The organism is Paenarthrobacter sp. NEAU-H11 (assembly GCF_050573415.1).
Taxonomy (GTDB): domain Bacteria; phylum Actinomycetota; class Actinomycetes; order Actinomycetales; family Micrococcaceae; genus Arthrobacter.
Window position 1 is genome coordinate 99,008 of record NZ_JBNZGA010000008.1, and the last position, 26,951, is coordinate 125,958.

Sequence of the window (26,951 nt, forward strand, 5' to 3'; positions counted from 1 at the left end):
CGGTGCCCACTGCCGCGCTGAGCAGCTTCGAAACCAGGGCTGCTTCGTAGGCTGCGTTGGAGAGGTGCCGGATCTTAGGGCAGCCCGTCCACCGCGCCGAGGCCGCGCCGGGCAACGACGTACCCCCAGAGCAACAACGCGTGTGGACGGGTTCCTCGCCAGTTCAAGGGGACCGAAGCGCCGCTCTTCTCAAAGACAATGGCCGCCCACCGGCGTCGCACCAGCCCGGGCCGGCGCAGGCGGAGTTTGTCGAGGGAGGCATACGGGATCCAGTTCCCTGCATGTTGCTTTGCAAGGCTTACCGCCCGCACTGGCGTCACAGTGGTGCGCTGAAAACGGGGGTTATCGCCGTGGTCCAGAGGATTGTGCGGGATGGTTCCGGCGGGCAGGATAAGGATTCCGTTCATGTTGACCCAGACCTGAACCCGCCGGCCGTCGCTGGTCGCGTCCTCGGAAACCAGGCGGCATAGGTCGTCGCTTTCCGGAGCTTCCACCGCATCCTGAGATTTCTGAGCCGTGGCGGACGGGCTGGACGGGCCGGTGCCGTCGACGACCGGGGCATCAGTCTGCCCGGCGTAATGCGGGTCATGTGCTCTCCTGTTGGCGGCTGCGACAGCCTGCATCACTGCTGCGCGCAACCCATCGGCGCACAACCGGGGTGCGTCAACGGCGAACACCTCCCGATCGAGCTGGACAACCGAGCGGACACCGGCCTGCTCTCCCATAAGTTCTGCCAGGTCGTCATAGTCGGGACGTACAAGCAGACCCACTTCGTCGTCCAGTCCCACCTGCCAGCCATGGCCGGAAATCTCGGGTTCCACCTCGAAGGCGACATCAATCCAGTCCACCAACTCGGCCGCACGAACCGGCCCAAGATCCTCCCCCGCGATGCACGGCATGAGGAGTCCCAGACGCTGGACCACGTCAGCGGCGTGAACAGTACAATCATGCTTGTTCAGTTGGTGATGCACCATGTTCGTCCGCACCCACTCGAGTTCGACTTTCCTTCGGCAAGCACGAGTCTAGGGCACCTCGCCGTCGTGGGTGACGCCGCGCTCAGACCTCGTATGCAGGAGCGCCTATTGGGACGATCCGGTTCGGCTCGCGTCCGAAGCCCTCAACCACCAGGCGGTCGTCGTAAGCCTGGACAGTCGCATATGAATTCACCGTCGTGTCGAGCATGCCCTTGAAAGTCATGAAGTGGGTGCCACCGGCGAAGCCGTAGTTGCCTGCATGGTTGTGGCCGTTGAACCAGGCGACCACATTGTCGTACGAGGTCACCAGGTCCACCAGTGTGGTGTCGTTGTAGGCATTGTGTTGGTCAAGGGGGAAGACAGGGTGGTGCGCGTTGAGCACAACCTTTTCGCCGTTGTGGCGAGCGAGTTCAAGGGTCTGCTCAATCCAGGCGAGCTGCTCCGGACCAACACCGCCGTTCCAGGTCTGGCCGTTCGGCTTGCCAGCCGCCTGCAGTTCGGCCCGCATCTTTTCGGCCAGTACGTAGTTGGCGGAACCTTCGGGGTTGCCGTAGGTGCTGACGTCGTTCGTGTCCACGATGATGAATCGCCAGCCGTTGCGGCGAAACTGGTGGTACGACGCCGGCATGTTCATGGTGCGCAGCACCTCCTCGCGGGGCATCTGGAAGTCATGGTTGCCGAGTACGTGGTACTTCGACATCCGCAGCTGCTCCCAGATGGGCATCACGGCATCGAAGCTCTCCGGAAACTCGTCGACGAAGTCGCCGAGGTGCAGCGCGAAGCGAAGGTCTTCCTCATTGAGGGTGGCCACCGCCTCCTGCAGCTTGCTGATGGACTGCCGGTAGAGCCGGACACCGCGGTCGGGCTTGTCAGCGTACTGGCAGTCGGCGATGACTCCGAACCGCAATGGCGGCTCGGCGCCGCGGGAAGTTGCGGCTGCTGCTGGGGCCCCGGCGACGGCGAAAGCGGCGGCCGCACCGGCACTCATGCCCAGGAAGCTGCGGCGGCTCTGGCCATGGCTGATGTGGGATGCGGGGAACTGGATCGGCATCGTGAGCTCCTGGGTGATAGGGAAAGGAACAGCACGAGCCAAGCAGCGCCAGGTGACGCTGCGGCAACGCAGCAGGGGCTACACCGTAAACTTCGGCCAAAGTCCCAAGGGACAACAAAAATGGTGCCGTGGCAGTTCGGCGGGCCGCGATGCTGTGTCTTGACCAAATGAAAGGGTGGCCGACGGCGGCAGCGCGTGCCATCCACCAGCGACTCCACCCGCACCGTCATGGTGCGGGCTATTGCCTACCCAGGTCCCCGACGGGCACGCCTACTCCCTTCCGAAGGGCCGATGCCAGCGCCGGACAAAATCTTCATGGGTCTGGGTGGACACCGCCGTCGAGCGGGTAGATAGGCTGGGTGGATGGCGACAGTTATTCTCGTGCGGCACGGCCGCACCACAGCCAATGCCACTGGACTGCTGGCCGGGCGGGCCGCCGGTGTCAGCCTGGACCAGATCGGGCGCGAGCAGGCGGCCTTGACCGGAGAACGGCTCGCGGCAGTGCCCGTAGTTGGGGTGGTGTCGAGCCCTCTCGAGCGTTGCCAGCAAACGGCCCAGCTCATCCTCGACCGCCAGGCCGGCAATCCGTACGCGCCGGTGGAACCCGATCTCACCGAGTGCGATTACGGCCAGTGGCAGGGCCGCATGCTCAGTGATCTCGCAACCGAAAACCTGTGGTCCGCTGTGCAGTCGCAGCCGTCCGCCGTCGTCTTTCCCGGCGGTGAATCCATGGCCGGGATGCAGGCTCGGGCGGTAGCAGCGATTCGGCGCCACGATGCAGCCTTCGAAGCCGAGTACGGGCCGGGAGCCGTTTGGGTGGCGGTGAGTCACGGTGACGTCATCAAATCAATTGTTGCCGACGCGCTTGGCATGCACCTCGACCTGTTCCAGCGCATTAACGTGGGCCCTGCCTCGGTATCGATCGTGCGCTACGGCGCCACACGACCAAGCGTCTACGCGACCAACACCGATGGCGGGGATCTGTCCTGGCTGTCGAACGGCATCCAGTCCGTCGACGCGCCCGTGGGCGGCGGTGCAGGGCAAGGGGCGCCATGAAGCGCCTGTGCCTAGAATGCTCTTATGCCTACACGTGTTCATGAGTTCGACTGGCCTGATCGGGTCGTCGTTGGCACCATTGGCCTTCCGGGGGCACGAACGTTCTACCTGCAGGTGCGGGCAGGGACTCAGATCGTAAGTATCGCCATGGAGAAACAGCAGTCAGCCCTGCTTGCGGAGAAGATCGACGAAATCCTCGACCAGCTTCTCAACATCGAGGGCAACCCCCACAGCGTTCCCACCAGTACTCCCGTTGAACTGGTTGACAATGACCAGCTCGAGGCCGTCCAGGAGCAGTTCCGGACCGGCGCCATGAGTTTAGGCTGGGACCCGACGACGGCGCAGGTCGTGATTGAGGCCTACCCGATCACCGATGTCGACGCTGATAACGACGACGAATCGCTTGATGAGGATGACGCCGACGTGCCCGAAATGCTACTGGTGCGGATGCCGGTTGGCACCGCCCGCGCATTTGCCAAGCGCACGCGGGAGGTTGTGGGCGCCGGGCGTCCTGCGTGCCCGCTCTGCGGTTACCCCATAGACGCGGACGGGCACGTCTGCACTTTGCCCGAGGCCTGATGCCGGCGCCTGACCTGGTGACGGCCGAACTGACGCTCACCGGGCGCATTACGACGGCGTCGAACGCCACCTTCGTGGGCAGCATCGGCGATACGACAGTTGTCTATAAGCCCATAGCCGGGGAGAAACCGCTGTGGGATTTTCCCGACGGCGTCCTTGCCCACCGGGAGGTCGCCGCCTACCTGGTCTCGGAGGTCCTCGGCTGGAACGTGGTGCCTCGCACCTGGCTGCGCGATGGCCCGTTCGGCGAAGGGATGGTGCAGCTGTGGCAGGAGACAGACCCCGGCCAGAACGCCGTGGACCTCATTGCGTCGGACGACGTACCGGAGGTCGGTTGGAAACACGTCCTTGAGGGGCAGGATGAGAACGGACGGATGGTCGCCCTCATCCATGAGGACTCTCCGGCGCTCAGACGCATGGCGGTGTTCGACGTCGTCGTGAACAATGCCGACCGCAAAGGCGACCACATCCTTGCCATGGCGGGCGGCCACCGGCACGGCGTGGACCACGGGCTTACCTTTCACCGTGACCACAAGCTGCGCACGGTGCTGTGGGGGTGGCTGGGAGATGCCCTGACCGTCGAGGAACTTGAGGGCATCGACCGTGTCAGCGAAGGACTGGACGGTGAGCTGGGCCGAAACCTGGCGGACCTGCTCAGCGCCGAAGAAGTCGCCTCGCTCGCCGCGCGCTGCGCCCGGTTACGCTCGGCGGGTAGGTTCCCGGCTCCGAGCGGTGAGATGTCGGCGGTGCCCTGGCCGCTGTTCTGAGGGAATCACGCTACGGGCTTCGCAAGCTGGTGCACAAAAAATGTCACACCCTCCTTCAATAATGGGTACATGGCAAGCGAAGCGGTGGAAAAGGCTTTTGGGGCGATCGACGACGCGATTGCCATAATTCGCGCCGAAGTCGCCCGGCCCCATCGCGGGCCGGCGTCGGACACCGACCCTCTGGCCGCCGTGGCTGATGAGTGCTTGGACGTCCTTGCCGGGAGCGCACGGGCCGAAGCTCGGATCGCGGCATTGAAGGCGGAGGCAGCAGCCACCTATGCGGACTCGGCGCGGTCGGCGGCGCCCGTAGACATGCCGGCCCAGGCCCAGGAAATGGCAATAGCGGCCGAGGTGGGCTGCGTCCTGGCCATCGGCGATCGGGCCGCAGGCATGCTGCTGGAACAATCCCATGCTCTGGCTACGTCCCTACCCCGGACCCTGTCAGCCTTGCAGGCGGGAACTGTTTCGTGGCAACACGCCAAGGTGATGGTGGACGAAACCGCCACCCTCGACCGCGACGCAGCGGGGGCACTTGAAGCCCACTTACTCGGGGATGATGCGGCCACTCCTGCCCGCGGCTGTCCGGCCGGCGAGATGCCCGCCTTCAGGTTCCGGCGGAAGGCCAGGACCTGGCGCGAACGGCACCACCCGGACAGCATCGAAAAACGCCATGCTAAAGGAGTGCAGGACAGATGCCTGGAATACACCCCGGAGCAGGACGGCATGGCGCGGGTGTCTGCCTACCTGCCGGCGGACCAGGGGGCTGCGATCTGGAACCGCATTACCGCCATCGCCCGGGGCCTGCAGGGGCCTAACGAGGCCCGGACGCTCACCCAGTTGCGGGCAGACGTATTCGCAACGGCAGCCCTGCGCAGAGACAACGGCTGCACCCGCTGCGGCAACGGCGTCAGGGCCGCGAGCGGGGCTGGGCCGGATGCAGGGGCCGGCGGTCTTGCCGATGTACCTACGCCCCGGGCCGAAATCCTGGTTACCGTTCCTGTCTTCTCCCTGCTCGGGGCGACGGAGGAGCCGGCCATGCTCGACGGGTTTGGACCCATTCCTGCCTCCATGGCACGGAATCTGGTGGCCAATGGAGCGGACTCGTTCCACCGGGTGCTCGTGGATCCACGGGACGGGGCACCCCTGGAAATCGGCCGCACCAGTTACCGGCTCACGAAGGCCATGCGGAACTGGCTACGGATGCGCGACGGCAAATGCCCGTTCCCAGGGTGCAGCAACCATTCCCTGGACAACGAGGCAGACCACCTCCTGGCCTGGCATCACGGCGGAACCACCGGGATCAGCAACCTGGGACAGCCCTGTCCACGGCACCACAGACTCAAACACGCCAGCGGCTGGAGACCGACGCCGGCAACAAAAAATGAGCCGCCCGGCTGGGTCTCACCATCAGGACGGAACTACAAAAGCGAACACCAGGACTGGGAGCCGCCCCACTGGCCGCGTTCGATCGCGCCGGAAGCCGGCGAATGGAAACCACAACGGCCCTACCCGCCTATGCCCACCGCCCTGGGCGGGACCGCGGACTACCTTAAGGTACCGCCATCTGCCGCAGAACAGTTCCTGCGCGCCTACCTCAGTGCCAACTAACTGCCGGCAAAGCACAAGGGACCACGCAAATCGTGCGGAGTCCCTTGTGTCAGGTCCGAAAGGTATCGCGGCAGGGGTCCTAGAAGTCCCAGTCCTCGTCTTCGGTGTTAACAGCCTTCCCGATCACGTAGGACGAACCTGACCCCGAGAAGAAGTCGTGGTTCTCGTCAGCGTTGGGCGACAGGGCCGAGAGGATGGCCGGGTTCACGTCGGTGACGGACGCCGGGAACATCGCCTCGTAGCCCAGGTTCATCAGCGCCTTGTTGGCGTTGTAGTGCAGGAACTTCTTGACGTCCTCGGCCAGGCCGACGCCGTCGTAGAGGTCATGCGTGTACTGGACTTCGTTCTCGTACAGCTCGAAGAGCAGCTCGAACGTGTAGTCCTTGATTTCCTGGCGCTTCTCCTCGGAAACCCTCTCCAGGCCCTTCTGGAACTTGTAGCCGATGTAGTAGCCGTGCACTGCCTCATCGCGGATGATCAGGCGGATCAGGTCGGCCGTGTTCGTCAGCTTGGCCCGAGAGGACCAGTACATGGGGAGGTAAAAGCCCGAGTAGAACAGGAAGCTCTCCAGCAGCGTGGAGGCCACCTTCCGCTTCAGGGGATCATCGCCCTGGTAGTAGTCCATGACGATCTGGGCCTTCTTCTGAAGGTTCTCGTTCTCGGTGGACCAGCGGAAAGCCTCGTCGATCTCCTTGGTGGAGGCCAGCGTGGAGAAGATGGAGGAGTAGCTCTTGGCGTGCACGGACTCCATGAACGCGATGTTGGTGTACACGGCCTCCTCGTGCGGGGTCAGCGCATCCGGAATCAGGGAAACGGCGCCCACAGTGCCCTGGATGGTATCCAGCAGGGTCAGACCGGTGAACACGCGCATGGTGAGCTGCTGCTCGGCAGGCGTCAGCGTGTTCCAGGACTGGACGTCGTTGGACAGCGGCACCTTCTCCGGCAGCCAGAAGTTGTTGACCAGGCGGTTCCAGACGTCGACGTCCTTGTCGTCCTGGATGCGGTTCCAGTTGATGGCCTCGACGTGGCTAAGCAGCTTGACCTTCTCGGTCATGTCATCCCCTATGCGTTGGGTGGTTTTCTCTAAGTTAAAGCGTACGACGGCGGGCGGGCACCCGCCGTCGTACTAGCACATTTAGTTGAAGACTAAAGCATGCAGGAAACGCAGCCCTCAACCTCAGTCCCTTCCAGCGCGAGCTGGCGGAGACGGATGTAGTAGATGGTCTTGATGCCCTTTTTCCAGGCGTAGATCTGGGCCTTGTTGATGTCGCGCGTGGTGGCGGTGTCCTTGAAGAACAGCGTCAGTGACAGGCCCTGGTCCACGTGCTGGGTGGCGGCGGCGTAGGTGTCGATGACCTTCTCGTAGCCGATCTCGTACGCGTCCTGGTAGTACTCCAGGTTGTCGTTGGTGAGGTACGGCGCCGGGTAGTAGACGCGGCCCAGCTTGCCTTCCTTACGGATCTCGATCTTGGACGCCACCGGGTGGATCGAGGAGGTGGAGTTGTTGATGTAAGAGATCGAGCCGGTAGGCGGCACGGCCTGCAGGTTCTGGTTGTAGATGCCGTGCTCCATGACCGAAGCCTTCAGCGCGCGCCAGTCTTCCTGCGTGGGGATGTGCACGTTCTTGAAGAGCTCACGGACCTTCTCGGTCTGCGGCACCCATTCCTGCTCCGTGTACTTGTCGAAGAACTCGCCGGAGGCGTACTTGGACTTCTCGAAGCCGCCGAACGTCTGGCCGGTCTCGATGGCCAGCAGGTTGGAGGCGCGGATGGCGTGGTACACCACCGAGTAGAAGTAGATGTTCGTGAAGTCCAGGCCCTCTTCGGAACCGTAGTGGACCCGCTCACGCGCCAGGTAGCCGTGCAGGTTCATCTGGCCCAGGCCGATGGCGTGGCTCTGGTCGTTGCCCTTGGCGATGGACGGCACCGAGGTGATGTTGGACATGTCGGACACGGCCGAGAGCGAGCGGATGGCCGTCTCGATGGTCAGGCCGAAGTCCGGCGAGTCCATGGTCTTGGCGATGTTCAGCGAGCCCAGGTTGCAGGAAATGTCCTTGCCGGTGTCCGCGTAGGACAGGTCATCGTTGTACGTGGTGGGCTGGGAAACCTGGAGGATCTCAGAGCACAGGTTGGACATGATGATCTTGCCGTCAATCGGGTTCTCCCGGTTCACGGTGTCCTCGAACATGATGTACGGGTAGCCGGACTCGAACTGGATCTCGGCAAGGGTCTGGAAGAACTCGCGGGCCTTGATCTTGGTCTTCTTGATCCGGGAGTCGTCCACCATCTCGTAGTACTTCTCGGTGACCGAGACGTCGGAGAACGGCATGCCGTAGACGCGCTCCACGTCGTACGGCGAGAACAGGTACATGTCCTCGTCCCGCTTGGCCAGCTCGAACGTGATGTCCGGGATGACGACGCCGAGGGAGAGTGTCTTGATGCGGATCTTCTCGTCCGCGTTCTCGCGCTTGGTGTCCAGGAAGCGGTAGATGTCCGGGTGGTGCGCGTGCAGGTACACGGCTCCCGCACCCTGGCGGGCACCGAGCTGGTTGGCGTAGGAGAAGCTGTCTTCGAGGAGCTTCATCACGGGGATGACGCCGGAGGACTGGTTCTCGATCTGCTTGATCGGGGCGCCGACTTCGCGGATGTTGGTCAGCGCAAATGCCACGCCGCCGCCGCGCTTGGAGAGCTGCAGCGCGGAGTTGATGGACCGGCCGATCGACTCCATGTTGTCTTCGATGCGGAGCAGGAAGCAGGAGACCAGCTCGCCGCGCTGCTTCTTGCCCGCGTTCAGGAACGTGGGGGTGGCCGGTTGGAAGCGGCCCTCGATGATCTCGTCCACCATCTGGAGGGCAAGCTGCTCGTTGCCGCGGGCCAGGTGCAGGGCAACCATGCAGACGCGGTCCTCGTAGCGCTCCAGGAAGCGCTTGCCGTCGAACGTCTTGAGTGTGTAGGACGTGTAGAACTTGAACGCGCCAAGGAACGTCTCGAAGCGGAACTTCTTCTTGTAGGCACGGTTGAACAGTTCACGGATGAAGTTCATCGTGTACTGGTCCAGCGTCTCGCGCTCGTAGTACTGGTTCTTCACCAGGTAGTCGAGCTTCTCTTCCAGGTCGTGGAAGAACACGGTGTTGTTGTTAACGTGCTGCAGGAAGTACTGGTGGGCGGCCTCGCGGTCGGCCTCGAACTGGATCTCGCCGCTGGGACCGTACAGGTTCAGCATGGCGTTCAGCTCGTGGTAGCCCAGGCCCTTGTAGGCGGCGGGCATCTCGGGCTTCTGGGCCCTGGTTACTTCTGTGTCTGCGACAGTCGTGTCCAAAACGTATCCAATCCTTGGTTGACCCGGGTGACGTCTTCCGGCGTTCCCATAAGTTCGAATCTATAGAGGTGGGGTACCTGGCATTTGGCGGCGATGATGTCCCCCGCCATGCAGTAGTTGTCCCCGAAGTTTGTGTTGCCGGCACCGATGACCCCGCGCAGCAGCTGCCTGTTCTGCGGGGTGTTCAGGAACCGGATGACCTGCTTGGGAACGGAGCCTTCTCCCCCGGTGCCGCCGTAGGTGGGCACCACCAGCACGAACGGCCGGGTGGCGAGCAGGGGTGCGTCCTTGGCTAGGAGCGGAATCCGGGCCGCGTCGCGGCCAAGCTTGGAGACAAAGCGGCTGGTGTTCTCGGACGCCGAGGAGAAATAGATAAGCTGGCTCTCCGTAACAACCGCCGGGACCGGCCCTGAAGATGCCACGCGCTGAGCCACGTGGAAATCCTGGACTGCTGGTGCTGCCGTAAGAGTCACCTCGGCTGGTTGTTGTTTGTCGGCAGGGAAAGGCCTTAAGCCACGGAGGAAACGGCGGAGAGGGCCAGTTCCTCGATCTTGTCCGGGCGGAAGCCCGACCAGTGGTCCTGGTCCGTGACCACAACGGGTGCCTGCATGTAGCCCAGTGCCTTCAGTCGCTCGAGGGCTTCGGCGTCCTGGGAGATGTCAACGCTCTGGTACGTGATGCCCTTTTTGTCGAGAGCCCGGTAGGTGGCGTTGCACTGAACACAAGCAGGCTTGGTGTAAACCGTTACGGTCATGATTCCTGTCCCCTTTTCTGGAAAAACTTGCTCGTCCGGTGTTCCCGCCCAAGCTGTATGTAGATACTACATCTAGTGCAGACGCCTCTTCGGAACCCCAAGATGATGTATTACAAGTATGTCATTTAATGCACCGTTAATCCACAGGCAAGGTCCCTCAAAATGTCCGGAATCCCGCTAAATTCGTGGACTGAATCCACACCCTGTGGAGTACTTAGCCACATTTAACGCCCAGCGTGTCGCTGGAAAGACGGCGTGTCGCGGCCCCTGCCGAGGGGGTGCTGGAGGGGTCCGTGGCACAGGAAAGGGGCCCCGAAGTGACCTTCGAAACCCCTCCTGGTGATGAAACGCACGACGACGGCCGCCGCCTCATGCATGAAGCGCTAGAGCAGCGCCTCCCGGCGGTCCAGCACGATTTGCTGCACGTCCAGGTAGCCGGACTGGAATCCCGCCCGCGAGTAGCAGAGGTAGAACAGCCACATCCGCTGGAACACGGCGTCGAAGCCCAGCTCCCCCACCTCGCGGGACCGCTCCAGGAACCGTTCCTCCCACAACCGCAGGGTGGCGGCGTAGTGGTCCCCCATGCCCATCCGCTCCCGCACGCGCAGCGAGGTGTGCTGCTGCGTCACGCCCTCGATGGCGCGGACGGACGGCAGGAACCCGCCCGGGAAGATGTACTTGTGCACCCACGTGTACGCGTTGCGGGTTGCGAGCATGCGGCCGTGCGGCATGGTGATCGCCTGGATGGCCACCTTGCCGCCGGGGGCCAGCACCCGGTCGATGGTCTGGAAGTAGATGGGCCAGTACTCGTAGCCCACCGCCTCGATCATCTCTACGGACACGACGGCGTCGTACTCGCCCTCCACCGCACGGTAGTCCTGGAGGGCCACGGTCACGCTGTCCGCGTAGCCGGCCGCCGCGATCCGTTCCTGCGCCAGCGCCTGCTGTTCGCTGGACAGGGTCACGGAGTAGACGGTGGCGCCACGGGCTGCTGCCCGAAGCGCCAATTCACCCCAGCCGGTGCCGATTTCCAGGAGCCTGGTCCCGGCTCCGACGCCGGCCTTGTCCAGCAGCCTGTCGATCTTTGCCTGCTGGGCTTCGGCCAGCGCCTCCCAGCCAACCGAGGCGAGCGGCCCGGCGTCGGACGGAAACAGTGCCGCCGAGTAGCTCATGGTGGTGTCCAGGAAGTTGGAGAACAGGTCGTTGGACAGGTCGTAGTGCCGCGAGATGTTGCTGCGCGTATTCTGCTCGGCGTTCCGTTCCTGCCGTGGCGTGCGCGGCAGGTACAGCGAGCGCAGCTTCTGCAAAGGAGTGGGGATGAGCGTGTCCACCGACGCCGCGAACACCTCAAGGACGCCCGCCAGGTCGCTGGCTTCCCAGTCTCCGGCCATAAACGACTCGCCCAGCCCGATCAGGCCGTTGTCGCCGATCCTGGCTTCGAACGCCTCCGGCCGCATCATGGTCATGACCGGCGCGTCCGGACCGCCGGTGCCGAGCACAGTGCCGTCGGGGTACTCCACCCGCAGCGGCAGCCGCTTCACGGCTCCTTTGAACAGGAGGCCGGCGGCTTTGCCGGCCACGGCAGCCTTGGCGCCCGACGGCGGCTGGGCCACTTCCGGCCACAGGTCCGGATCGATGGTGGCGGGCGACGCCGGCACGCCGGCCGCGGTCCAGGCTGCGGGAGAGTGCGCGGGGGCCTTGCCGGCAGCGTCGCCTGCTGCCATGAGTCCAGCCTTATCGGCGGCTGTGCCTGCTGCCTTGCCTCCGACATAGGCCGCAGTTGCTTGGTTGTCGTCCGTCATTGTCATTGAACTGCCTCCTGTGAGGGGTGGTGTGGCCGGGCGACGACGGGCAGGCGTCTTGCCCAGAGTGTAATGCCCTGCACCCTGATGAGTGCGGAAACCAGCAGCGGCGCGGCCGGCACCGCAAGGGCGGCCGCAAGGATGTTCCGGAGGGTAGCGGGCCGGCGGATGCCGTCCATGCTGGCCACGAAGGGCCGGTGGCCCTCGCGCTCCAGCACGATGGACACCGCCAGCCGCTCCCCCGGCGCAGGCAGCTTCATCCGGTACTGCCCGCTTACGTCGTTGAAGGGTGAGACATAGAACGCCTTGGGCACCGAAGCCCGGCCGGCCGCATCCGTCCGGAGCAGGTAGCAGTGGCGCTCCCCGTACGTGTTGTGGACCTCTGCCACCACGCACTCAAGCTCACCGCTGGTCCGGTAGCACCAGAACAGCGTCAGGGGGTTGAAAACGTAACCGAAAACCCTGGCGCTGGTCAGCATGTGGATAGCGCCGCCGTCAGGCTCTATGCCCTGGGTGCGCAGGTAGCGCTCCACGTTGCTGCGGATGCTGGCATGCGGATCCCCGAGATGGTCACCGGCCTTGAACACGGCCAGCGGCCGGAGCAGGAACGGTAGCCGCGGGAGCTGGTCCACATCCACGAACCAGCTGTAGTTGCGGTACGTGAACGCGTTCTTCAGCGGTGTGCGCCGCACGTGCGAGATGGACGTGCGGTAGAGGGCTGGGGCAGTGGTCATGCGGGTTCCGCCGCGGACAGCAGTTCCCGTTCCCCGCCGTCGCGGGAGCCGGGCAGATCGGCAGCTTGGGCAACGGGCCAGGAACGGCCCAGCGCCTCGGCGGCCCGCACGCCGGACAGCGCGCCGTCCTCATGGAAGCCCCAGCCGAGGTAGGCACCGGCGTACGCGATGCGGTTGTCACTGAGGCCCGCGATTGCCTGCTGGGCCTGCAGCGACTCGGGGGTGTACTGCGGGTGCTCATACACCATCCGCTTGAGGACCCGGTCATCCGCAATCAGCTCCGACTCCCCCAGGCTCACCAGGTAGGGCATGCCGTCAGCCGGGCTGAGCCGCTGCAGCCGGGTCAGGTCGTAGCTCACCAGGACCTTGTCCGGCCGGGCTTCGCAGGACGGCAGGCGGTAGTTCCAGGAGGCCTTGGCATTGTCCGAGGCGGGCAGGACGGCCGGGTCCCGATGGAACACAGTGTGGTTTACGGAGTACGGCATCCCGCCCAGCGCTTCCTTTTCGGCAGGCGTGGCATCGGCCAGGAACCCGAGGGCCTGCGCAGGATGGGTGGCGATGACAACCGCCTCGAAATCCTCCACGCCATGTTCCGTCACCAGCTCGACGCCAAGCTCGTGGCGCCGGACGGCGGTCACCGGCGTGTTGAGCCGGACATCTGCCAGCGTGGCCGCGAGCTTCTCGACGTACCTGGCCGAGCCGCCGCTGACCGTCCGCCACTGCGGCGAGCCTTTGACGCCCAGCATGCCGTGGTGGCCCAGGAACGTGAAGAGGTAGCGGGCGGGGTACGCCAGCGCGGTGGTGGGGTCGCAGGACCACACGGCGCTGACCACCGGGGTCATGAAGTGCGAGATGAAGTAGGAGCTGAATTTTTCGCGTTCCAGGAACTCGCCAAGGGTCTGCTCAGGTGCGGCCAGTTCCGGGTTGACCGCGGAAACGGGTGTGGTCTCCAGGAGGGCCCGGGCCTTCCGGTAGAAGCGGGTGACCTCGAGCAGCATCAGCAGGTAACGGCCCCGCAGGAGGCTGGAGGGGCGGGCGATGATGCCGCGTCCGCCCCCGCGGGCCCCGGCGTACTCCAGGCCGCAGCCGTCGCACCGGATGGACATGCTCATTTCAGAATCCTGCGTCTCTACCCCCAGTTCGGCGAACAGCCGCAGCAGAGTGGGGTACGTCCGTTCATTGTGCACGATGAAGCCGGTATCGACGCCCAGGGAGGACCCGTCCGGCTGCGGCAGGTCATGCGTGTCCGCGTGCCCTCCCAGCCGGGAATCCGCTTCGAACAGCGTGACGTCGTCCTGCCGGTTGAGGACGTAGGCGGCAGTCAGGCCGGCCACGCCGCTGCCAATGACGGCCACCCGCCGTCGCCCGCCTCCGCTTACTGCTGGGTTAGGTGACAATGTATGCTCCTCTGCTGAACATTTGCCGCTGGGCTGGGTATGCAGAGGGCAATTCGGCACCAGGTGCCCCGCGGATGGGTGGGATGGGCGGCAGTTTTTTCGGCGGCCGCGGCGGAGTACTGTGGGCGGGTGGTAAACCCGGTACACCTGAAGACCCTCCTGGAGGTCACCCGGCTCGGTTCATTCGCAGCCGCAGCGGCAACCCTGGGCTACACGGCCTCGGCCGTCTCCCAGCAGATGTCCGCCCTGGAACGCGACACCGGCGTCGTCCTGTTCCAGCGCTCGGCGCGCCGCGTGGTGCCCACGGAAGCCGCCGTCGTCATGACCCGCCACGCTGCCAAGGTCCTCACGGACATTGAAGCCCTGATGGCCGCTGCTTCCAGGACGCAGGATTCAGCCAGCCAGGAACTAAGGCTGGGGATCTTTCCCAGCCTGGCCACCTATGTCCTGCCACGGATCCTGAAGAACCCGTCGTGGAAGAACCTGGGCATCGACCTGAAGGTGTCCGTGGCTGAACCCGGGCAGACCATCCAGGGGCTGCGCACCGGCGGTGACCTGGACCTCGCCGTCGTCTTTCAGGTTGGCCAGACCGGTTTTGCGTGGCCGAACACCATCAACCGGCAATGGATCGGCGACGACGACTTCCGGGTGGTGCTGCCCGCCGGATGGGGCTTCCGCTCCGATGCCAAGGTGGCGGCTGACCATCTCTCCGAGATGCCGTGGATCATGCACCACCCGGGCACCAGCGACGCCATGGTGATTGAGCGACTGTTCGCCGGCTGCAACCTGCATCCGCGGGTGGTGGCGCACAGTGACGATTTCCACGCGAGCCTGGAGATGGCCGCCGCGGGGCTGGGCGCGGCTTTGGTGCCGGAACTCGCGCTGCGGAACAAGCCGGCGGGCGTGGTGGTGCTGGACGTTCCCGAAATCCGGCTGGCCCGGAACGTCTTTGCGCTCCTGATCAATGAGCGGAAGACCGCCCGGGTCCAGCTGTTCGTCGACCTCCTGGCCGAGACGCTCGCCGGGATGCGCACCGCGGTGAATTAGGCCCGAACGCTGGAATGCACCGCTGTTCGGGTCTATGTTGAAACTATGAGCAAGGTAGCGAGCCGGCACTTTGGAGAGATTGAGCTCAACCACGGCAGGGATCACTTGATCGCCGCGAAGCATGAACTGCGCGGCCACCCGCTGGAACTCGACCTGAACGTGACCGCCCACGACCACTTCGACGAGGCCGCGCTGCACAAGGTGGACTACCGCCTGCGGTTCCTGCCCGAGCTCGTGGACGAGGTCCGGGACATGATCGCGGAAGAACTGGAGCAGGAAGGCACCAGCCCGCAGGAGTACCTGCACTTCCACTGCAACGCCCTCAAGGATGAGCACCTGCAGAAGGTCTTCGGGATATCAGACCGCAGCCAGCTCACCAACGAGGTGTTCCTGAAGGCCCTGAAACTCGGCCACGTGGGCATCTACCCCGGACAGCCCGAACGCTACTTCGTCCTGGACTTCACCCTGGGTGAGCATTTCACCGACGAGGTGCTGGTGGCCTCCGCCGACGAAGACGGCGTGGTGGACGACGAAATTGTGTGGGAGTCCTAGGTTTCGACGGGCTCGACCATCAAACAAAAGAACGACGTCGGCAGGTCACCTGAAGTGACCAGCCGACGTCGTTCTTTATGTACTTACTTCGCTGACTCCAGCAGGCCGGCGCGGACTGCCTGGGTTGCCTTGACCAGGTTGCGCAGGGACTCTTCGGTCTCGGCGTAGCCCCGGGTCTTCAGGCCGCAGTCCGGGTTGACCCAGAGCTGGCGGGACGGAACGTGCTTGACGGCGGTGGCCAGCAGTTCGGTGACTTCACCCTCACCCGGCACGCGCGGCGAGTGGATGTCATAGACGCCCGGGCCAACGCCGCGGCCGAAGCCGTGGGACTCGAGGTCGTGGACAACCTCCATGCGTGAGCGGGCTGCCTCGATGGAGGTTACGTCCGCGTCGAGGCCGTCGATCGCGTCGATGATCACGCCGAACTCCGAGTAGCAGAGGTGGGTGTGGATCTGGGTGGCGTCGGCTGCACCGGCCGTTGCCAGGCGGAAGGAATCCACGGACCACTTCAGGTAGTCCTCGTGGTCTGCCTTGCGCAGCGGCAGGAGCTCGCGCAGCGCGGGCTCGTCCACCTGGATGACCTTGATGCCGGCAGCTTCGAGGTCGGCGATTTCGTCGCGCAGGGCCAGGCCAACCTGGTTGGCGGTTTCGCGCAGCGGCTGGTCGTCGCGGACGAAGGACCAGGCGAGGATCGTGACCGGGCCGGTGAGCATGCCCTTCATCGGCTTGCTGGTCAGGGACTGTGCGTACTTGGCCCACTCCACCGTGATGGGCGCGCTGCGGGTGACGTCGCCCCAGAGGATGGACGGCCGGGTGCAGCGGGAGCCATAGGACTGGACCCAGCCGTGGACCGTGACGTCGAAGCCCTCAAGGTTCTCGGCGAAGTACTGCACCATGTCGTTGCGCTCGGGCTCGCCGTGCACCAGGACGTCGTAGCCCAGCTCTTCCTGGAGTTCAACGACGCGCTTGATCTCATCCTTCATGAGCTGTTCGTACTGCTCGTTGGTGAGGTCGCCCTTGTTGTTGCGGGCGCGGGCCGAACGGATCTCCGAGGTCTGCGGGAAGGAGCCGATGGTGGTGGTGGGCAGCGGCGGCAGGTGCAGCGCCTGTTCCTGGGCGGCCTCGCGGACCGGGTACTCCGAGCGGCTGAAGTCAGCGGCGGTGAGCGCCTCGGTGCGGGCACGGACGTCCGTGCGGCGGACCCCTGCGGCGGTGGCGCGGGAAGCAATCACGGCTGTTGCCTCGTCAATGGCGGCCTTCGCGGAAGCGGGGTCGGCCAGGTAGGACGCGAGGGTCCTGACCTCAACCGCCTTCTGGTCGGAGAACGCCAGCCAGCTGCGCAGCTGTTCGGAGAGCTGCGTCTCCTCGGCAACGTCATGCGGCACGTGCTGCGTGGAAGTGGAGGTGGAGACGGTGACCTTGCCTGCAGCTCCCTTCAGGGCGTCCAGCTTGGCAGCCGAAGCGGCGAGGTCGTTGCGCCAGATGTTGTGGCCGTCAACGACGCCGGCAACCAGGGTCTTGCTGCCCAGCCCGGCGAGTGCCGCGGCGGAAGGAACGGCGCCCTTGAAGACGTCAATGTGCAGGGCGTCGATGTTGGTGGCTGCGAGGGTGCCGAGCTGGCCGTCGAGCGAACCGTACGGGGTGGAGACGAGGATCTGCGGGCGGTTGGCTGCAGCGGTGAGGACCTCGTAGGCGCGGGCCACGGCTGCTTCGATTTCGACGGCCGGGGTGTCCTGGTCAACGACGAGTGCGGGTTCGTCCAGCTGGACCCAGCTGGCGCCGGCGGCGGCGAGCTTCTCAAGCAGCTGGACGTAGACGGGCAGGATGTCCTCGAGGCGGGACAGCGGCGCGAAACCGGCCGGGGCGCCGTCGGAAGCCTTGGACAGCAGCAGGTACGTGACCGGGCCAACGATGTACGGGCGGGTTTCGATGCCGTTGGCCAGGGCGAAGGCGAACTCGTCAACCTTCGCGGTGGAGGCCAGGCTGAACCCGGTCTCCGGGCCGATTTCCGGCACCAGGTAGTGGTAGTTGGTGTCGAACCACTTGGTCATTTCCAGCGGCTGCTGTTCCTTGTTGCCGCGGGCAAGGGTGAAGTAGCCGTCGATGTCCAGCTGTCCCTCGGCGTTGAGCAGCTTGCCGAAGCGGGCAGGCACGGCGCCGAGGTGAGCAGTGGTGTCCAGGACCTGGTCGTAGTAGGAGAAGGTGCCCGGCACGGCTGCGGCTTCCGTGAGGCCGAGTTCCTGCAGGCGCCTGGCGATGGACAGCTGAATGTCCTTGGCGGCGGTGTCCAGGGCGGCGGCGTCGATCTTGCCCGCCCAGTAGGCCTCGACGGCTTTCTTGAGCTCGCGGCGGCGGCCGATGCGGGGGTATCCCAGCAGGGAAGCAGCGGGAAAGGGCGTGGTGGCGTTGTTGATGTCAGTCATGGGAATCTCCTGGGGAGTTGGAATGTGTGCGGAAGGCCCGTTGGAGGGCGCACAGCTGAAGGGTGTTCAGCTAAAAAGCGTTCAGCTAAAAGACGTTGGGCTTTGGCGGGCTCAGCTGGCGAGCTGGCCGGCCACGGCTTCGCGGCGGCTGGAGCGGGTGCGCCGCGGGAGGGCCAGCTTGTCCAGCACGTCCAGGGCGCTTTGGTGTTCGTTGAAGGTGTAGAGGTGGATGCCCGGCGCTCCGGCTTCCAGGGCTGCGTTGGCAAGATCCACGGTGGCGCTGACGCCAATCCGCATGCGTTCCGCGTCGCTGTCCGCCGCGGCCATGCGTTCCAGCAGTTCGGGAGCTGGCTCCACGCCTGTCAGCTCGCCGAGCCGCTTCAGGCGCCGGAGGCTGGTGAGCGGCATGACACCGGGGATGATCGGGATGGTGACCCCGGCCCGGCGTGCCCTCGTCAGGAGGTCGGCATACTGCTCCGTGTGGAAGAAGACCTGCGTGATGGCGAAGTCCGCGCCGGACCGCTGCTTGGCGAGCAGCACCTCGACGTCGTGCGCTTCGCTCGGTGACTCCGGGTGCCGGGTGGGGTAGGCAGCGACGCCGACGGCGATCTTCCCGGCGCAGAGCAGGGCGGACCGGCGCTGTTCAACCCGGCGGATCAGTTCGATCAGGTCCTGCGCATAGCGCAGCGACCCTTCGGCCGGTTCGCCGCCGTCCCTGGGCAGGTCGCCGCGGAGGGCAAGGATGCCGCGCACGCCGGTATCCAGCAGCTCGCCGATGATTCCCGCAAGTTCCTGGGGCGTGTTGCCCACGCAGGTCAGGTGGGCCAGGGGCCGGAGCGTGGTTTCCAGGAGGAGGCGGTTGATGAGCTCGACGGCGGTATCCCGGTTGGAGCCGCTGGCACCGTAGGTGACGGAAACGTAGTCCGGTGCGGTGGTTTCCAGTTCCCTGATGGTGGTCCAGAGCGTTTCCGCGGCTGCCGGCGAACGTGGCGGGAACAGCTCGTAGGAAAGCGCCACCGGAGCGGCGTCGGAAAGATTCGGGTGCGTTTCAATAAGGCTTGGTGGCGACATTTGCGTCCTTGGCTTTGGGCCATTGACGGCTGCTGTCGGCAAATGCGACGGCGGGCCGGCAATGAATTGAGTTTGGGGAACACGGAAGGACTCCACGAGGACGCAGCCGCGGCTGGTACGCCCTGAAATGAAGTTGTCCGTGAGCAAATGTCAGGCCCACATGGGGGCACCCACACCCTCCACACGGAGGATCGCTGACACGTTACCGGGGTAACTTGTATAAGACTCTATGAGCGGCCGGGCACGTATTCAAGTTGGCCTCCGAATTAAGACTCAGTTTTACGCCCTCTTTTGGATCTTTACGGAATTTTGTTCGTTGCGCCCGGCGCTACCAGGGGCGCTCCGGGCCGGGCGCATATTCAGTGTCACTCAGGTATTCCTCCCGTTCGCGGCCGCTGTTGCGTTCGCGCTGGCCCTGCCGGGCGCTGTCCTCCAACTGCTGGAGCTGGCTCTGCAGCGGAGAATCCTGGCCGTCCTCACCGGGTGCCTCCTCCGCCGGTCCTGCGTCCGGGGCCGGCTTGTTGCCGGCGGCCGAGAGTTTTTGCTGCAGGCGTGCGTCAGCTCCCGCCAGCCGGTCCCCCGTCCCGCCGGGCTGTCCCTCGGAAAAGCATCTGTCCGGTGCTGCTTCCGCGGCTGCGAGTGCCTCCCTGAACAGGCCGGCCGCCGGTGCCGGTTCTCCTGCCTGCAGTTTTTCGTCGCCGAGGCGCTCGATGGCAAGGACCAGGTTCACCCTGATGACGCAGGCTTCGGCCGACTCGGACCGGGCCGGGGGAACAAGGTCCAGCGCTTCCTCGAAGCGGAGGCGCGCCGCGGCGAAATTGCCGTCAAGGACATCGGCATCCCCGGCGGCGAAGGGCGCCTTGTGGGGTTCGATGAGGTTTGCCGGCTGCAGGGCGTCCGCGGCGGCCCGGACGGATGCCGCGTCGGCGGCGTCGAAGGCGTCCGCTGCCCGGCCTCCCAGCAAGCCAAGGCTGAGCAGTTTGACGGCGATGCACACGGCCAGGACCACCGGCAAGGCGGACCACGCGAGGAGGCGGCGGCGCCGTGCCGGCCGGCTGCCCGCGTTGCGCTCGAGGGACGTCACCCGTCCTCCGCCTTTCCATCCTGGGATCGCCGGCCGGCCGAGGCCGGGACAAGGGCCCGCACTTCACGCAGCCGGCGAATAATCACGATGGCCTCCGCCAACCCCAGCACGAAGGCACCGGCCGCGAGGATCCAGTACAGCTCGGTCCGCCCCGCCAGGGATCCGTCACTGCCCGGGCGTTCGAGCGTGCCCCCGGATTCGGGCACCGCAGGGCGGGCATCCTGCATCATCGGCGCAACGGGGTCGCCGGACGACCGGTGGACATAGGGAACGCCCAGCTGCCCTGCGAGCTCCCGCAGCCGGGGCTCATCAATCCTGGACAGTGCATCCCGAGGCTGCGCCTCCCCGCCGGCACCGGCGGTGCTGTCCTGGACATAGGGGGCGTCCTCCCCTTCCGTGGAACCTCCGTGGTGCTCCTGCCCGGCGCTTTCCCGCCCGGTGTTTTCGCGCATCCTTCCGCCGCCTGGTGTGCCGTAGCCCAGCACTGCTCCCCCGGCCACCAGGCCATCCGCCAGGTCCAGGGCTTCCGGTTCCTTCGGGCTGGTGTGCTCGCCATCGCCAAGGTAGTAGACGAGCCGGGGCCGCTCAGGGTGGCTCTGCCGGGCTGCGGTGAGGCGTTCGGCCAGCACCTTCCGGGCTGCGGTGATGGTGCTTCCTTTGGCATAGGCCGTGACCTGCGGCTCCAGCACAGAGATGATGGTTTCCAGCGCCAGGGTATCGGTGGTCAGCGGCATCCGGACATGGGCTTTGGTGTCGAAGGTGATGACGGAAAAGCGGGCGCCGGGCAGTTCCTCGGCGATGGCCGCGATGTCCTGCCGCACTCCCTCCATCCTGGGTCCGGCGTTGCCGTAGTCCTCCGCGACCATGCTGGTGGTGGTGTCCACCACAAAAAACACGTTGAGGTCGGCGGTGGCTGCCTGGGCCGTGCCGCCCGGCAGTCCGGGCCGCAGCGCCGCGCCGAGGAGGAGCAGTACCAGTGCGCTTCGGGGCATCCAGGCGCGGACGTTGGCTTCCGCACTTCGCTCCGCAGCCGTCCGCACAGCAGTCCCCGCTCCCCGGTAAAGCCCCCATCCCAGGAACCCGAGGGCCGCCACCATGACGGGAAGCAGCAGCCACCAGGGAAGGATCGGTTGCAGGGTCATGGCCGCAACCGCCAGCCGGCGACGGCGAGGACCAGCCCGGAGAGGAGGGCCGCGGTGAGCGGCAGTCCCGGCTCGTCCGAGACGACCGCCCGCGGCGCGCCCTGAAGAGCCGACTTTTCCGTTTCCTCGACGCCCCGCACGACGCCCGGCACAGCTTCGGGGTTGTCCAGGGCGTAATAGGCACCGCCCGTGGATTCCGCCGCAGCCCGCAACTGCTCCCCTGGCTGATCCTTGCCTGGGCCGTAGTCAAGGTCACCCGGGTTCAGTGCATACAAGCGCACAGCCCTGTCCCTGGCAAGGGCGGCCGCTTCCCCGAGGGTCATGATGGGGTCTCCGGAGAGAAAATTGTCCGTTGCCAGGACCACTGACCGCGAGCGCGCCGGTTGGCCGGATGGGCGGTTGATGTCGGTGTCCCGGTTTCCGGCCTGTTCCGTCCCGCGGGGGAAGCTGGTGAGGCAGGACGCCAGGCCGTCGCCGATCAGGGAGGAGCCCCGGCCGCTCCACGTCCCGTCGAGGAATCCGGAACTGCCGGGTTTCCCGTTGAAGGCGTCCCGTGCGAGCTGCAGCTGCTCCCGGGCGTAGCCGTAGTCGTCGGTCAGCGGAAAAACCTGGATGGCCGTGCTGTCAAAAACGGTCAGGCCGATGCGTTCGCCGTCGAATTCGGCGGCCAGTTCCGAGAAGACGTCCACCACGGCGGCGTCGGCACTGCTCATGGAGCCCGAAACGTCGAGGCACAGCATGATGTCGCGGTTGTGCTGTTCCGGCCGGATGGTGGCCACCTCGGCGGGCCGTGCCGCCGCCACAGCCGTGGAAACCAGCAGGGACGCGCAGGCGAGCGCGGCCACTGCGAGCCAGCGGCGGTACCGCCGCACGGCTAACTGGTACTCCGGCAGCACGGTGAGCCGGTCCGCATGGGCCACCGGCCGGCGTCGTGCGTTGGCATTCCTGTCCGGCCGCAGGGCAGCCCATAGGGCAGCGCCGGCTGCCACGGCGGCCAGCGGCAGCAGCCACCACCACATCAGTTCCATGCCTGCACCGCCTTGCGTGCCGCGGCCGCGGAGCCAGCGACGGAGGGAAGGGGCTCGGGACCGAACTCGGCCGGATACAGCTGCCCGACGGCGGATGCGGCGGCCGGCAGCGGATGTTCCGCGAGGTCCTTCCGGGTCATGCGGGGCGCATCCACTCCGGTGGCGTCGCGGATGAATTTCCTCAGCAGGAGGCTGATTTCCTGGTGGGAGTCCCGGGCGCTCCGCTTTCCGGCGGCGGCGTCACGTTCCACGTCATCGATCCTCTGCAGGTACGCCGCCTTGAGTCCTGCCAGCTCCGTCAGGCGTGCAGGTCGGTGGCGGGCCTGCACGCCCAGTGGCTTGCGGGTGGCGGCAAACACGAACGCGTACCAGGCGGCAACCATCACCAGCAGTCCTGCACCGGCCCAGCCCCAGACGGGGGCATACTCCAGCGGTCCGTAGAACTCCGGTTCAGCCTGCACGTCGGTGCCTTTCCAGGAGGGCGAACAGGGCCGTCATCACGCCCCCGGTTCCGGCCACTTCGCCTTCCGTGATCCCGGCCTGGCGCAGCATGGCCCTGCGCCCGGCGTCCCGTTCTGCCACGGCGTTGGCATAGGCCGCGGCGACTGCCGGGTCCCGGGCAAGGTGCGCAAGAAGGGGGCGGGAACCGCTGACGCTGTAGGAATCAGGCAGGCCCTGCTCCGGCTGAAGGAGCGGGTCCCCAGGGGCCAGTCCTGCGTCCCGGACCGTGAGCCAGAGGACCTCGTGCTGGGCCCGAAGCCGGCGCAGCAACTGCCCCAAGGCCGGGCTGGCCGCAAGTTCGTCGGCAACGACGAACAGCAGGTTGCGCCCCTTCACCTTGCGCGCCACATGGTGGAGCTGGTCCTCGATCCTGCTGGGCGCAGCGTCCAAGGTAGCCGCCGAGTGCACCTGCCGCAGGAGGCGTTCCAGATGGGCCTCACCGCCTTTGGCGGGCAGTGACGTTGTGCCCCCGGAATCGCCGCACACCAGTCCCACCATGTCACCGTGCCGGTGGGCAAGGTACCCCATGACCCCCAGCGCCATCACAGCGATGTCCTTCTTGGTTTCCCCGCTGTAGGCTGCCGCGGCCATGTTGCGGCCCGAGTCCGTGACCAGGATGACGCTCTGCCGGCGGACCGCCACGTACCGTTTGATCAGCGGCGAGCCGTGCCGCGCCGACGCCTTCCAGTCGATGTCGCGGACTTCGTCGCCGGGAACGTAGGCACGGAGGTCATGGAAGTCCAGGCTGCGGCCGCGGAACACCGAGCCGTATTCGCCGTCGAGCATGCCGCGGGCCTTGCGGTGCGCGAAGATGGCCATGTTGGACTTCACCCGCTGCAGGAGGCTGGTCACGCCGGCCTAGGGGGTTTGGACGGCAGCGACGACGGCGTCAATCACCGTTTCCACCCGTACCTCTTCCGCCACAGCGTCAAAGTTCAGGATCAGGCGGTGGCGGAGGACCCGGTGGGCGAGCGTTCTGACGTCCTCTGGAATGACGTGATCCCTGCCGTTCAGCAGGGCGACGGCCCGCGCAGCCTGGCTGAAGGCGATGCTGGCCCGGGGGCTGGCACCGAACTCGATGAACCCGGCCAGCCGCGGGTCGATGTACTGCCCGGCGTTCCGGGTGACGAAGACCAGCCCCACGATGTAGTTGATGACGGCAGGGTCCACGTAGACGCGCCGGACGAGTTCCTGGACCGCCGTGACGGCCTCCAGCGAGGCTGCGGCGGGGGGCGCCTGCTCCGGCGTGTACACCCCCGCATCAATGCGCCGGATGATTTCCGCTTCCTCCGCCGGGGAGGGATAGTCCAGCACGTCCTTGAGCATAAACCGGTCCATCTGCGCCTCCGGCAACTGGTACGTGCCTTCCTGCTCGATGGGGTTCTGGGTGGCCAGGACAAGGAAGGGCGAGGGCAGCCGGTATTCCTGGCCGCCGATGGAGGTCTGGCGTTCCTGCATCGCTTCGAGCATGGCGCTCTGCGTTTTCGCGCTGGAACGGTTGATCTCGTCCAGGAGGACAATGTTGGCGTGCACCGGTCCCAGTTGGGTGATGAACGTGCCCTTGGCAGCGTCGTAAATCTGGGTTCCCACGATGTCGCTGGGCAGCAGGTCCGGGGTGCACTGGATCCGGCGGAACTCTGCGCTGACGGCTTCCGCCACCGTCTGCGCGGCGGTGGTCTTGGCAAGCCCGGGGACGCTTTCCAGGAGGATGTGGCCGCCGGTCAGCAGGCCAACCAGCAGTGATTCCCGCAGCCTTGCCTGCCCCACCACCTTGGCCTCGAAGCTTCTGGCGATGTTCGCCACAACCTGCTGCGCCCGGGCCAGTTCCGCGGGTTCAATTCTTGCGGACGCGCTGGTTGAAAGCACTCGGACTCCCCCTGGTGGCTGAACTGGGCTTTGCTGCCGGACCGGCTGCACTCCGCCGCCATCCTATCCAAGAACGGGGCTGCACTTTCGGCAATGGGGAGCCCTCCCCATCAAGGGCGCCCGGGTCTATCCTTTTGACATGAGCGAGCTTCCAGCCAGTTACAAGGAGTTTCTCGCCGACAAAAGCGAGATGTTCATCAGCACTGTCAGGCCTGTCCTGCTGCAGTCCGCGGCGGACAAGCTGCACGGGGTCCGGGTCATCTACAATCCCGGAGCCACAGGCCATCAGGCGCACTTGGACGAAAGCCTGCCGTACGGAGTGGTCATCGAGGACATCGACTGACTCCTCCGGCGCCGGGAAAGTCGCTTGGCAGGGGCCGCCATGGTCCGTGCCGGGCTGCAGCCGTTGCCGGCGGTGATGCGAAACCGCGCTGCCCGGCTACCCCCTGACGGCTCCGGACAAGGCAAAGGAACCGTCGGCGCCCCTGGCCACAATGACGTAGAGCACCAGCACCGGCAGGGAATACAGGATGGAGAACGCGGCCAGCTGGCCGTACGCAACAGCCCCGTGCTGTCCGAAGAAACTGAAGATGGATACCGCGGCGGGCTGCCGTGCCTCGGACAGGAGCAGCACGAACGGCACAAAGAAGTTGCCCCACGCCTGGATGAACACAAAGATGAACACCACGCCCAGCCCCTGCCTCATCAGCGGCAGCACGATGGTTCGGAGCGCAGCCATCCGCGTTGCACCGTCCACCCAGGCGGCTTCCTCTAGCGATGCCGGCACGCCGTCCATGAAGTTCTTGGTCATCCAGATGGCCATGGGCAGGGTGGTGGTGGCCATGAAGAAGATGGTGGCGGGCATCGAGTCGAGCAGCTCGAACTGGACGAAGAGGCCGTACACCGGGACCATGATGGCAGTGATGGGCAGGCATGTTCCGAAGAGGACGGTGTACATGAACGGCCGGTTGAACCGGGACTGGTAGCGGGAGAGCGGATAGGCCGCCAGGACGGCTGCAACCAGGGTCACGGCGGCCGTCCCCCCGGACAACACCACGCTGTTCCACAGTGGCCGGAACAGCAGTTCCGGGGTCAGGACGGCGGCGAAATTGTCCGCGCCGGCTTCGGCGGGAATCCTTAGTTCATGTCCGGCTTCGGCATCGAGGGACGCCAGGATGAGCCAGAGCAGCGGCAACAGGAAGCCGGCTCCGATCAGGAGCAGCACCACGTCAGCCGGAGTGCTGCCGGCCCGGCGCCGCTGCCGCCTTCCAGTGGTGGCCGGACGCGTGCGGGCTGTCCTGGCGGGAGCGCTCATGGATTCCGTTCCCGGAGCAGCCGGACGTACACCAGGCCGAAGACCGCGCCAATGAGGATAAGCACCGAGGCGACCGCTGTCCCGTAGCCAATGTCCCCGAATTTGAAGGCCTCCTGGTAGGCCAGGACAGGAAGCGTGGTGCTCGCGTTGGCCGGTCCACCGGCAGTCATCACCCACACCAGCGTGAACACCGCCAGCGTCTGCAGCGTGATCAGCATCAGGTTCGTGGTGATGCTTCCGCGGATCATCGGCAGCGTGATGAAGGCGAGCCGCTGCCAGCCGTGCGCGCCGTCCATCTGGGCCGCCTCTGTCACCTCGGCCGGAACATCGTTCAGGGCCGCACGGTACACCAGCATGGAAAACGCGGTTCCCCGCCACACGTTGGCGAGCGTTATGGCCACCATGGGAAAGGCGTAGAGCCAGTCCGGCCGGCCAAGCCCCAGGCTCCCCAGGAGCTGGTTCAGCGTCCCGTCGCCGCTGAAAAAGGCATAGGCGGCAAAGGCAGCAACGATCTCGGGAAGGACCCAGGCAGCCACCACCGTGGTGCCAACGACCGTGGACACCACCGGCCGGGCCCGGCGCATCAACACCGCCAGGGCGAGCCCCAGCAGGTTCTGGCCCAGTACCGCCGAACCACCGACAAACACCACCGTGAGGAAAAGCGAGAGCGGGAACACCGGGTCCGCCAGCAGCCGGCCGTAGTTGTCCAGCCCCACCCATAAGGGGTTGCGGGCGCTGCGCCCGGTCAGGCCGGCGTTGGTGAGGGACGCGTGGAAGGCCCAGAGCACGGGTCCGGCAAGAAAGACGAGGAGGAGCAGCACAGCAGGAAGGACCGGCAGGTATCGAAACAGTTGCCGTGCCGTGGCGGGTAGCTGCAACGGG

26 protein-coding genes are annotated in these 26,951 nt (G+C 65.7%); 7 read left to right on the forward strand and 19 right to left on the reverse strand.

Annotated elements, in window-relative coordinates; all coding sequences use genetic code 11:
* Positions 1-74: 74 nt before the first annotated feature.
* Together ACQ3DC_RS11920 and ACQ3DC_RS11925 are read right to left on the reverse strand one after the other, a co-directional pair.
* Positions 75-986, reverse strand: a complete 912-nt coding sequence (locus ACQ3DC_RS11920) for a hypothetical protein (protein ID WP_430752314.1) — start codon at positions 984-986, stop codon at positions 75-77.
* 70 nt (positions 987-1,056) lie between these two features.
* Positions 1,057-2,025 (reverse strand): metallophosphoesterase, encoded by a 969-nt coding sequence (locus ACQ3DC_RS11925; RefSeq protein WP_430752315.1) that lies wholly within the window; start codon positions 2,023-2,025, stop codon positions 1,057-1,059.
* A 363-nt stretch (positions 2,026-2,388) separates the two neighbouring features.
* Between ACQ3DC_RS11925 and ACQ3DC_RS11930 the strand changes: the two genes are divergently transcribed.
* The 4 genes from ACQ3DC_RS11930 (at position 2,389) to ACQ3DC_RS11945 (ending at position 6,035) form a co-directional block, all read left to right on the forward strand.
* Complete coding sequence (locus ACQ3DC_RS11930) at positions 2,389-3,081, forward strand: histidine phosphatase family protein (RefSeq protein ID WP_430752316.1); 693 nt, start codon at positions 2,389-2,391, stop codon at positions 3,079-3,081.
* 24 nt (positions 3,082-3,105) lie between these two features.
* On the forward strand, positions 3,106-3,660 hold the full coding sequence (locus ACQ3DC_RS11935) for a DUF3090 domain-containing protein (protein ID WP_430752317.1): 555 nt from the start codon (positions 3,106-3,108) through the stop codon (positions 3,658-3,660).
* Positions 3,660-4,427 (forward strand): SCO1664 family protein, encoded by a 768-nt coding sequence (locus tag ACQ3DC_RS11940; RefSeq protein WP_430752318.1) that lies wholly within the window; start codon positions 3,660-3,662, stop codon positions 4,425-4,427. The genes ACQ3DC_RS11935 and ACQ3DC_RS11940 overlap by 1 nt, the downstream gene beginning before the upstream one ends.
* A gap of 69 nt (positions 4,428-4,496) precedes the next feature.
* Positions 4,497-6,035: a DUF222 domain-containing protein gene (locus ACQ3DC_RS11945; protein WP_430752319.1), complete on the forward strand. Its 1,539-nt coding sequence runs from the start codon at positions 4,497-4,499 to the stop codon at positions 6,033-6,035.
* 79 nt (positions 6,036-6,114) lie between these two features.
* Here ACQ3DC_RS11945 and nrdF read toward each other — a convergent pair whose 3' ends face one another.
* The 7 genes from nrdF to ACQ3DC_RS11980 form a co-directional block, all read right to left on the reverse strand.
* On the reverse strand, positions 6,115-7,089 hold the full coding sequence (gene nrdF, locus ACQ3DC_RS11950) for a class 1b ribonucleoside-diphosphate reductase subunit beta (RefSeq protein ID WP_056079660.1): 975 nt from the start codon (positions 7,087-7,089) through the stop codon (positions 6,115-6,117).
* 92 nt (positions 7,090-7,181) lie between these two features.
* Positions 7,182-9,302 carry a class 1b ribonucleoside-diphosphate reductase subunit alpha gene (nrdE, locus tag ACQ3DC_RS11955; protein ID WP_157243134.1) on the reverse strand — a complete coding sequence of 707 codons (2,121 nt, stop codon included), beginning with the start codon at positions 9,300-9,302 and terminating at the stop codon, positions 7,182-7,184.
* Between the two features lie 20 nt (positions 9,303-9,322).
* Entirely contained in the window at positions 9,323-9,787 is a 465-nt protein-coding gene (nrdI, locus tag ACQ3DC_RS11960) for a class Ib ribonucleoside-diphosphate reductase assembly flavoprotein NrdI (protein ID WP_430752320.1), read from the reverse strand.
* 74 nt (positions 9,788-9,861) lie between these two features.
* A complete protein-coding gene (gene nrdH / locus ACQ3DC_RS11965; RefSeq protein WP_013601222.1) occupies positions 9,862-10,107 on the reverse strand; it encodes a glutaredoxin-like protein NrdH in 246 nt (81 codons plus the stop codon).
* A gap of 383 nt (positions 10,108-10,490) precedes the next feature.
* Positions 10,491-11,915: a class I SAM-dependent methyltransferase gene (locus tag ACQ3DC_RS11970; protein WP_321213724.1), complete on the reverse strand. Its 1,425-nt coding sequence runs from the start codon at positions 11,913-11,915 to the stop codon at positions 10,491-10,493.
* Positions 11,912-12,643 carry a DUF1365 domain-containing protein gene (locus ACQ3DC_RS11975; RefSeq protein ID WP_157241987.1) on the reverse strand — a complete coding sequence of 244 codons (732 nt, stop codon included), beginning with the start codon at positions 12,641-12,643 and terminating at the stop codon, positions 11,912-11,914. Before ACQ3DC_RS11975 ends, ACQ3DC_RS11970 begins: the two co-directional genes overlap by 4 nt.
* A complete protein-coding gene (locus ACQ3DC_RS11980; protein WP_430752321.1) occupies positions 12,640-14,040 on the reverse strand; it encodes an NAD(P)/FAD-dependent oxidoreductase in 1,401 nt (466 codons plus the stop codon). Before ACQ3DC_RS11980 ends, ACQ3DC_RS11975 begins: the two co-directional genes overlap by 4 nt.
* Before the next feature lie 129 nt (positions 14,041-14,169).
* On the opposite strand from ACQ3DC_RS11980, the gene ACQ3DC_RS11985 reads away from it, so the two are divergent.
* Both ACQ3DC_RS11985 and ACQ3DC_RS11990 read left to right on the forward strand, forming a co-directional pair.
* Positions 14,170-15,087, forward strand: a complete 918-nt coding sequence (locus tag ACQ3DC_RS11985) for a LysR family transcriptional regulator (protein ID WP_104998187.1) — start codon at positions 14,170-14,172, stop codon at positions 15,085-15,087.
* 45 nt (positions 15,088-15,132) lie between these two features.
* A complete protein-coding gene (locus ACQ3DC_RS11990; RefSeq protein ID WP_157241985.1) occupies positions 15,133-15,639 on the forward strand; it encodes a DUF2004 domain-containing protein in 507 nt (168 codons plus the stop codon).
* A gap of 83 nt (positions 15,640-15,722) precedes the next feature.
* On the opposite strand, the gene metE is transcribed toward ACQ3DC_RS11990, so the two are convergent.
* From metE to ACQ3DC_RS12030, 8 genes are all read right to left on the reverse strand, one after another.
* Entirely contained in the window at positions 15,723-18,062 is a 2,340-nt protein-coding gene (gene metE / locus ACQ3DC_RS11995; RefSeq protein WP_430752322.1) for a 5-methyltetrahydropteroyltriglutamate--homocysteine S-methyltransferase, read from the reverse strand.
* A 111-nt stretch (positions 18,063-18,173) separates the two neighbouring features.
* Positions 18,174-19,133, reverse strand: coding sequence for a methylenetetrahydrofolate reductase (locus ACQ3DC_RS12000; RefSeq protein ID WP_157241983.1), 960 nt, complete (start codon positions 19,131-19,133; stop codon positions 18,174-18,176).
* Between the two features lie 328 nt (positions 19,134-19,461).
* Complete coding sequence (locus ACQ3DC_RS12005) at positions 19,462-20,217, reverse strand: hypothetical protein (protein ID WP_430752323.1); 756 nt, start codon at positions 20,215-20,217, stop codon at positions 19,462-19,464.
* Positions 20,214-21,359, reverse strand: a complete 1,146-nt coding sequence (locus ACQ3DC_RS12010; protein ID WP_430752324.1) for a vWA domain-containing protein — start codon at positions 21,357-21,359, stop codon at positions 20,214-20,216. Before ACQ3DC_RS12010 ends, ACQ3DC_RS12005 begins: the two co-directional genes overlap by 4 nt.
* Complete coding sequence (locus ACQ3DC_RS12015) at positions 21,356-22,387, reverse strand: vWA domain-containing protein (protein WP_323057051.1); 1,032 nt, start codon at positions 22,385-22,387, stop codon at positions 21,356-21,358. The genes ACQ3DC_RS12010 and ACQ3DC_RS12015 overlap by 4 nt, the downstream gene beginning before the upstream one ends.
* Complete coding sequence (locus ACQ3DC_RS12020; protein WP_323057050.1) at positions 22,378-22,848, reverse strand: hypothetical protein; 471 nt, start codon at positions 22,846-22,848, stop codon at positions 22,378-22,380. The genes ACQ3DC_RS12015 and ACQ3DC_RS12020 overlap by 10 nt, the downstream gene beginning before the upstream one ends.
* Positions 22,838-23,740 (reverse strand): DUF58 domain-containing protein, encoded by a 903-nt coding sequence (locus ACQ3DC_RS12025; protein ID WP_430752325.1) that lies wholly within the window; start codon positions 23,738-23,740, stop codon positions 22,838-22,840. The genes ACQ3DC_RS12020 and ACQ3DC_RS12025 overlap by 11 nt, the downstream gene beginning before the upstream one ends.
* A 6-nt stretch (positions 23,741-23,746) precedes the next feature.
* Positions 23,747-24,754, reverse strand: coding sequence for an AAA family ATPase (locus tag ACQ3DC_RS12030; RefSeq protein WP_370460690.1), 1,008 nt, complete (start codon positions 24,752-24,754; stop codon positions 23,747-23,749).
* Between the two features lie 139 nt (positions 24,755-24,893).
* Here ACQ3DC_RS12030 and ACQ3DC_RS12035 point away from each other — a divergent pair, with 139 nt between their 5' ends.
* Positions 24,894-25,097 carry a hypothetical protein gene (locus ACQ3DC_RS12035; RefSeq protein WP_157241980.1) on the forward strand — a complete coding sequence of 68 codons (204 nt, stop codon included), beginning with the start codon at positions 24,894-24,896 and terminating at the stop codon, positions 25,095-25,097.
* Positions 25,098-25,193: 96 nt separating this feature from the next.
* Here ACQ3DC_RS12035 and ACQ3DC_RS12040 read toward each other — a convergent pair whose 3' ends face one another.
* Positions 25,194-26,069, reverse strand: coding sequence for a carbohydrate ABC transporter permease (locus tag ACQ3DC_RS12040; protein ID WP_430752326.1), 876 nt, complete (start codon positions 26,067-26,069; stop codon positions 25,194-25,196).
* Positions 26,066-26,947 carry a carbohydrate ABC transporter permease gene (locus ACQ3DC_RS12045; protein WP_421093401.1) on the reverse strand — a complete coding sequence of 294 codons (882 nt, stop codon included), beginning with the start codon at positions 26,945-26,947 and terminating at the stop codon, positions 26,066-26,068. The genes ACQ3DC_RS12040 and ACQ3DC_RS12045 overlap by 4 nt, the downstream gene beginning before the upstream one ends.
* Positions 26,948-26,951: the final 4 nt, after the last annotated feature.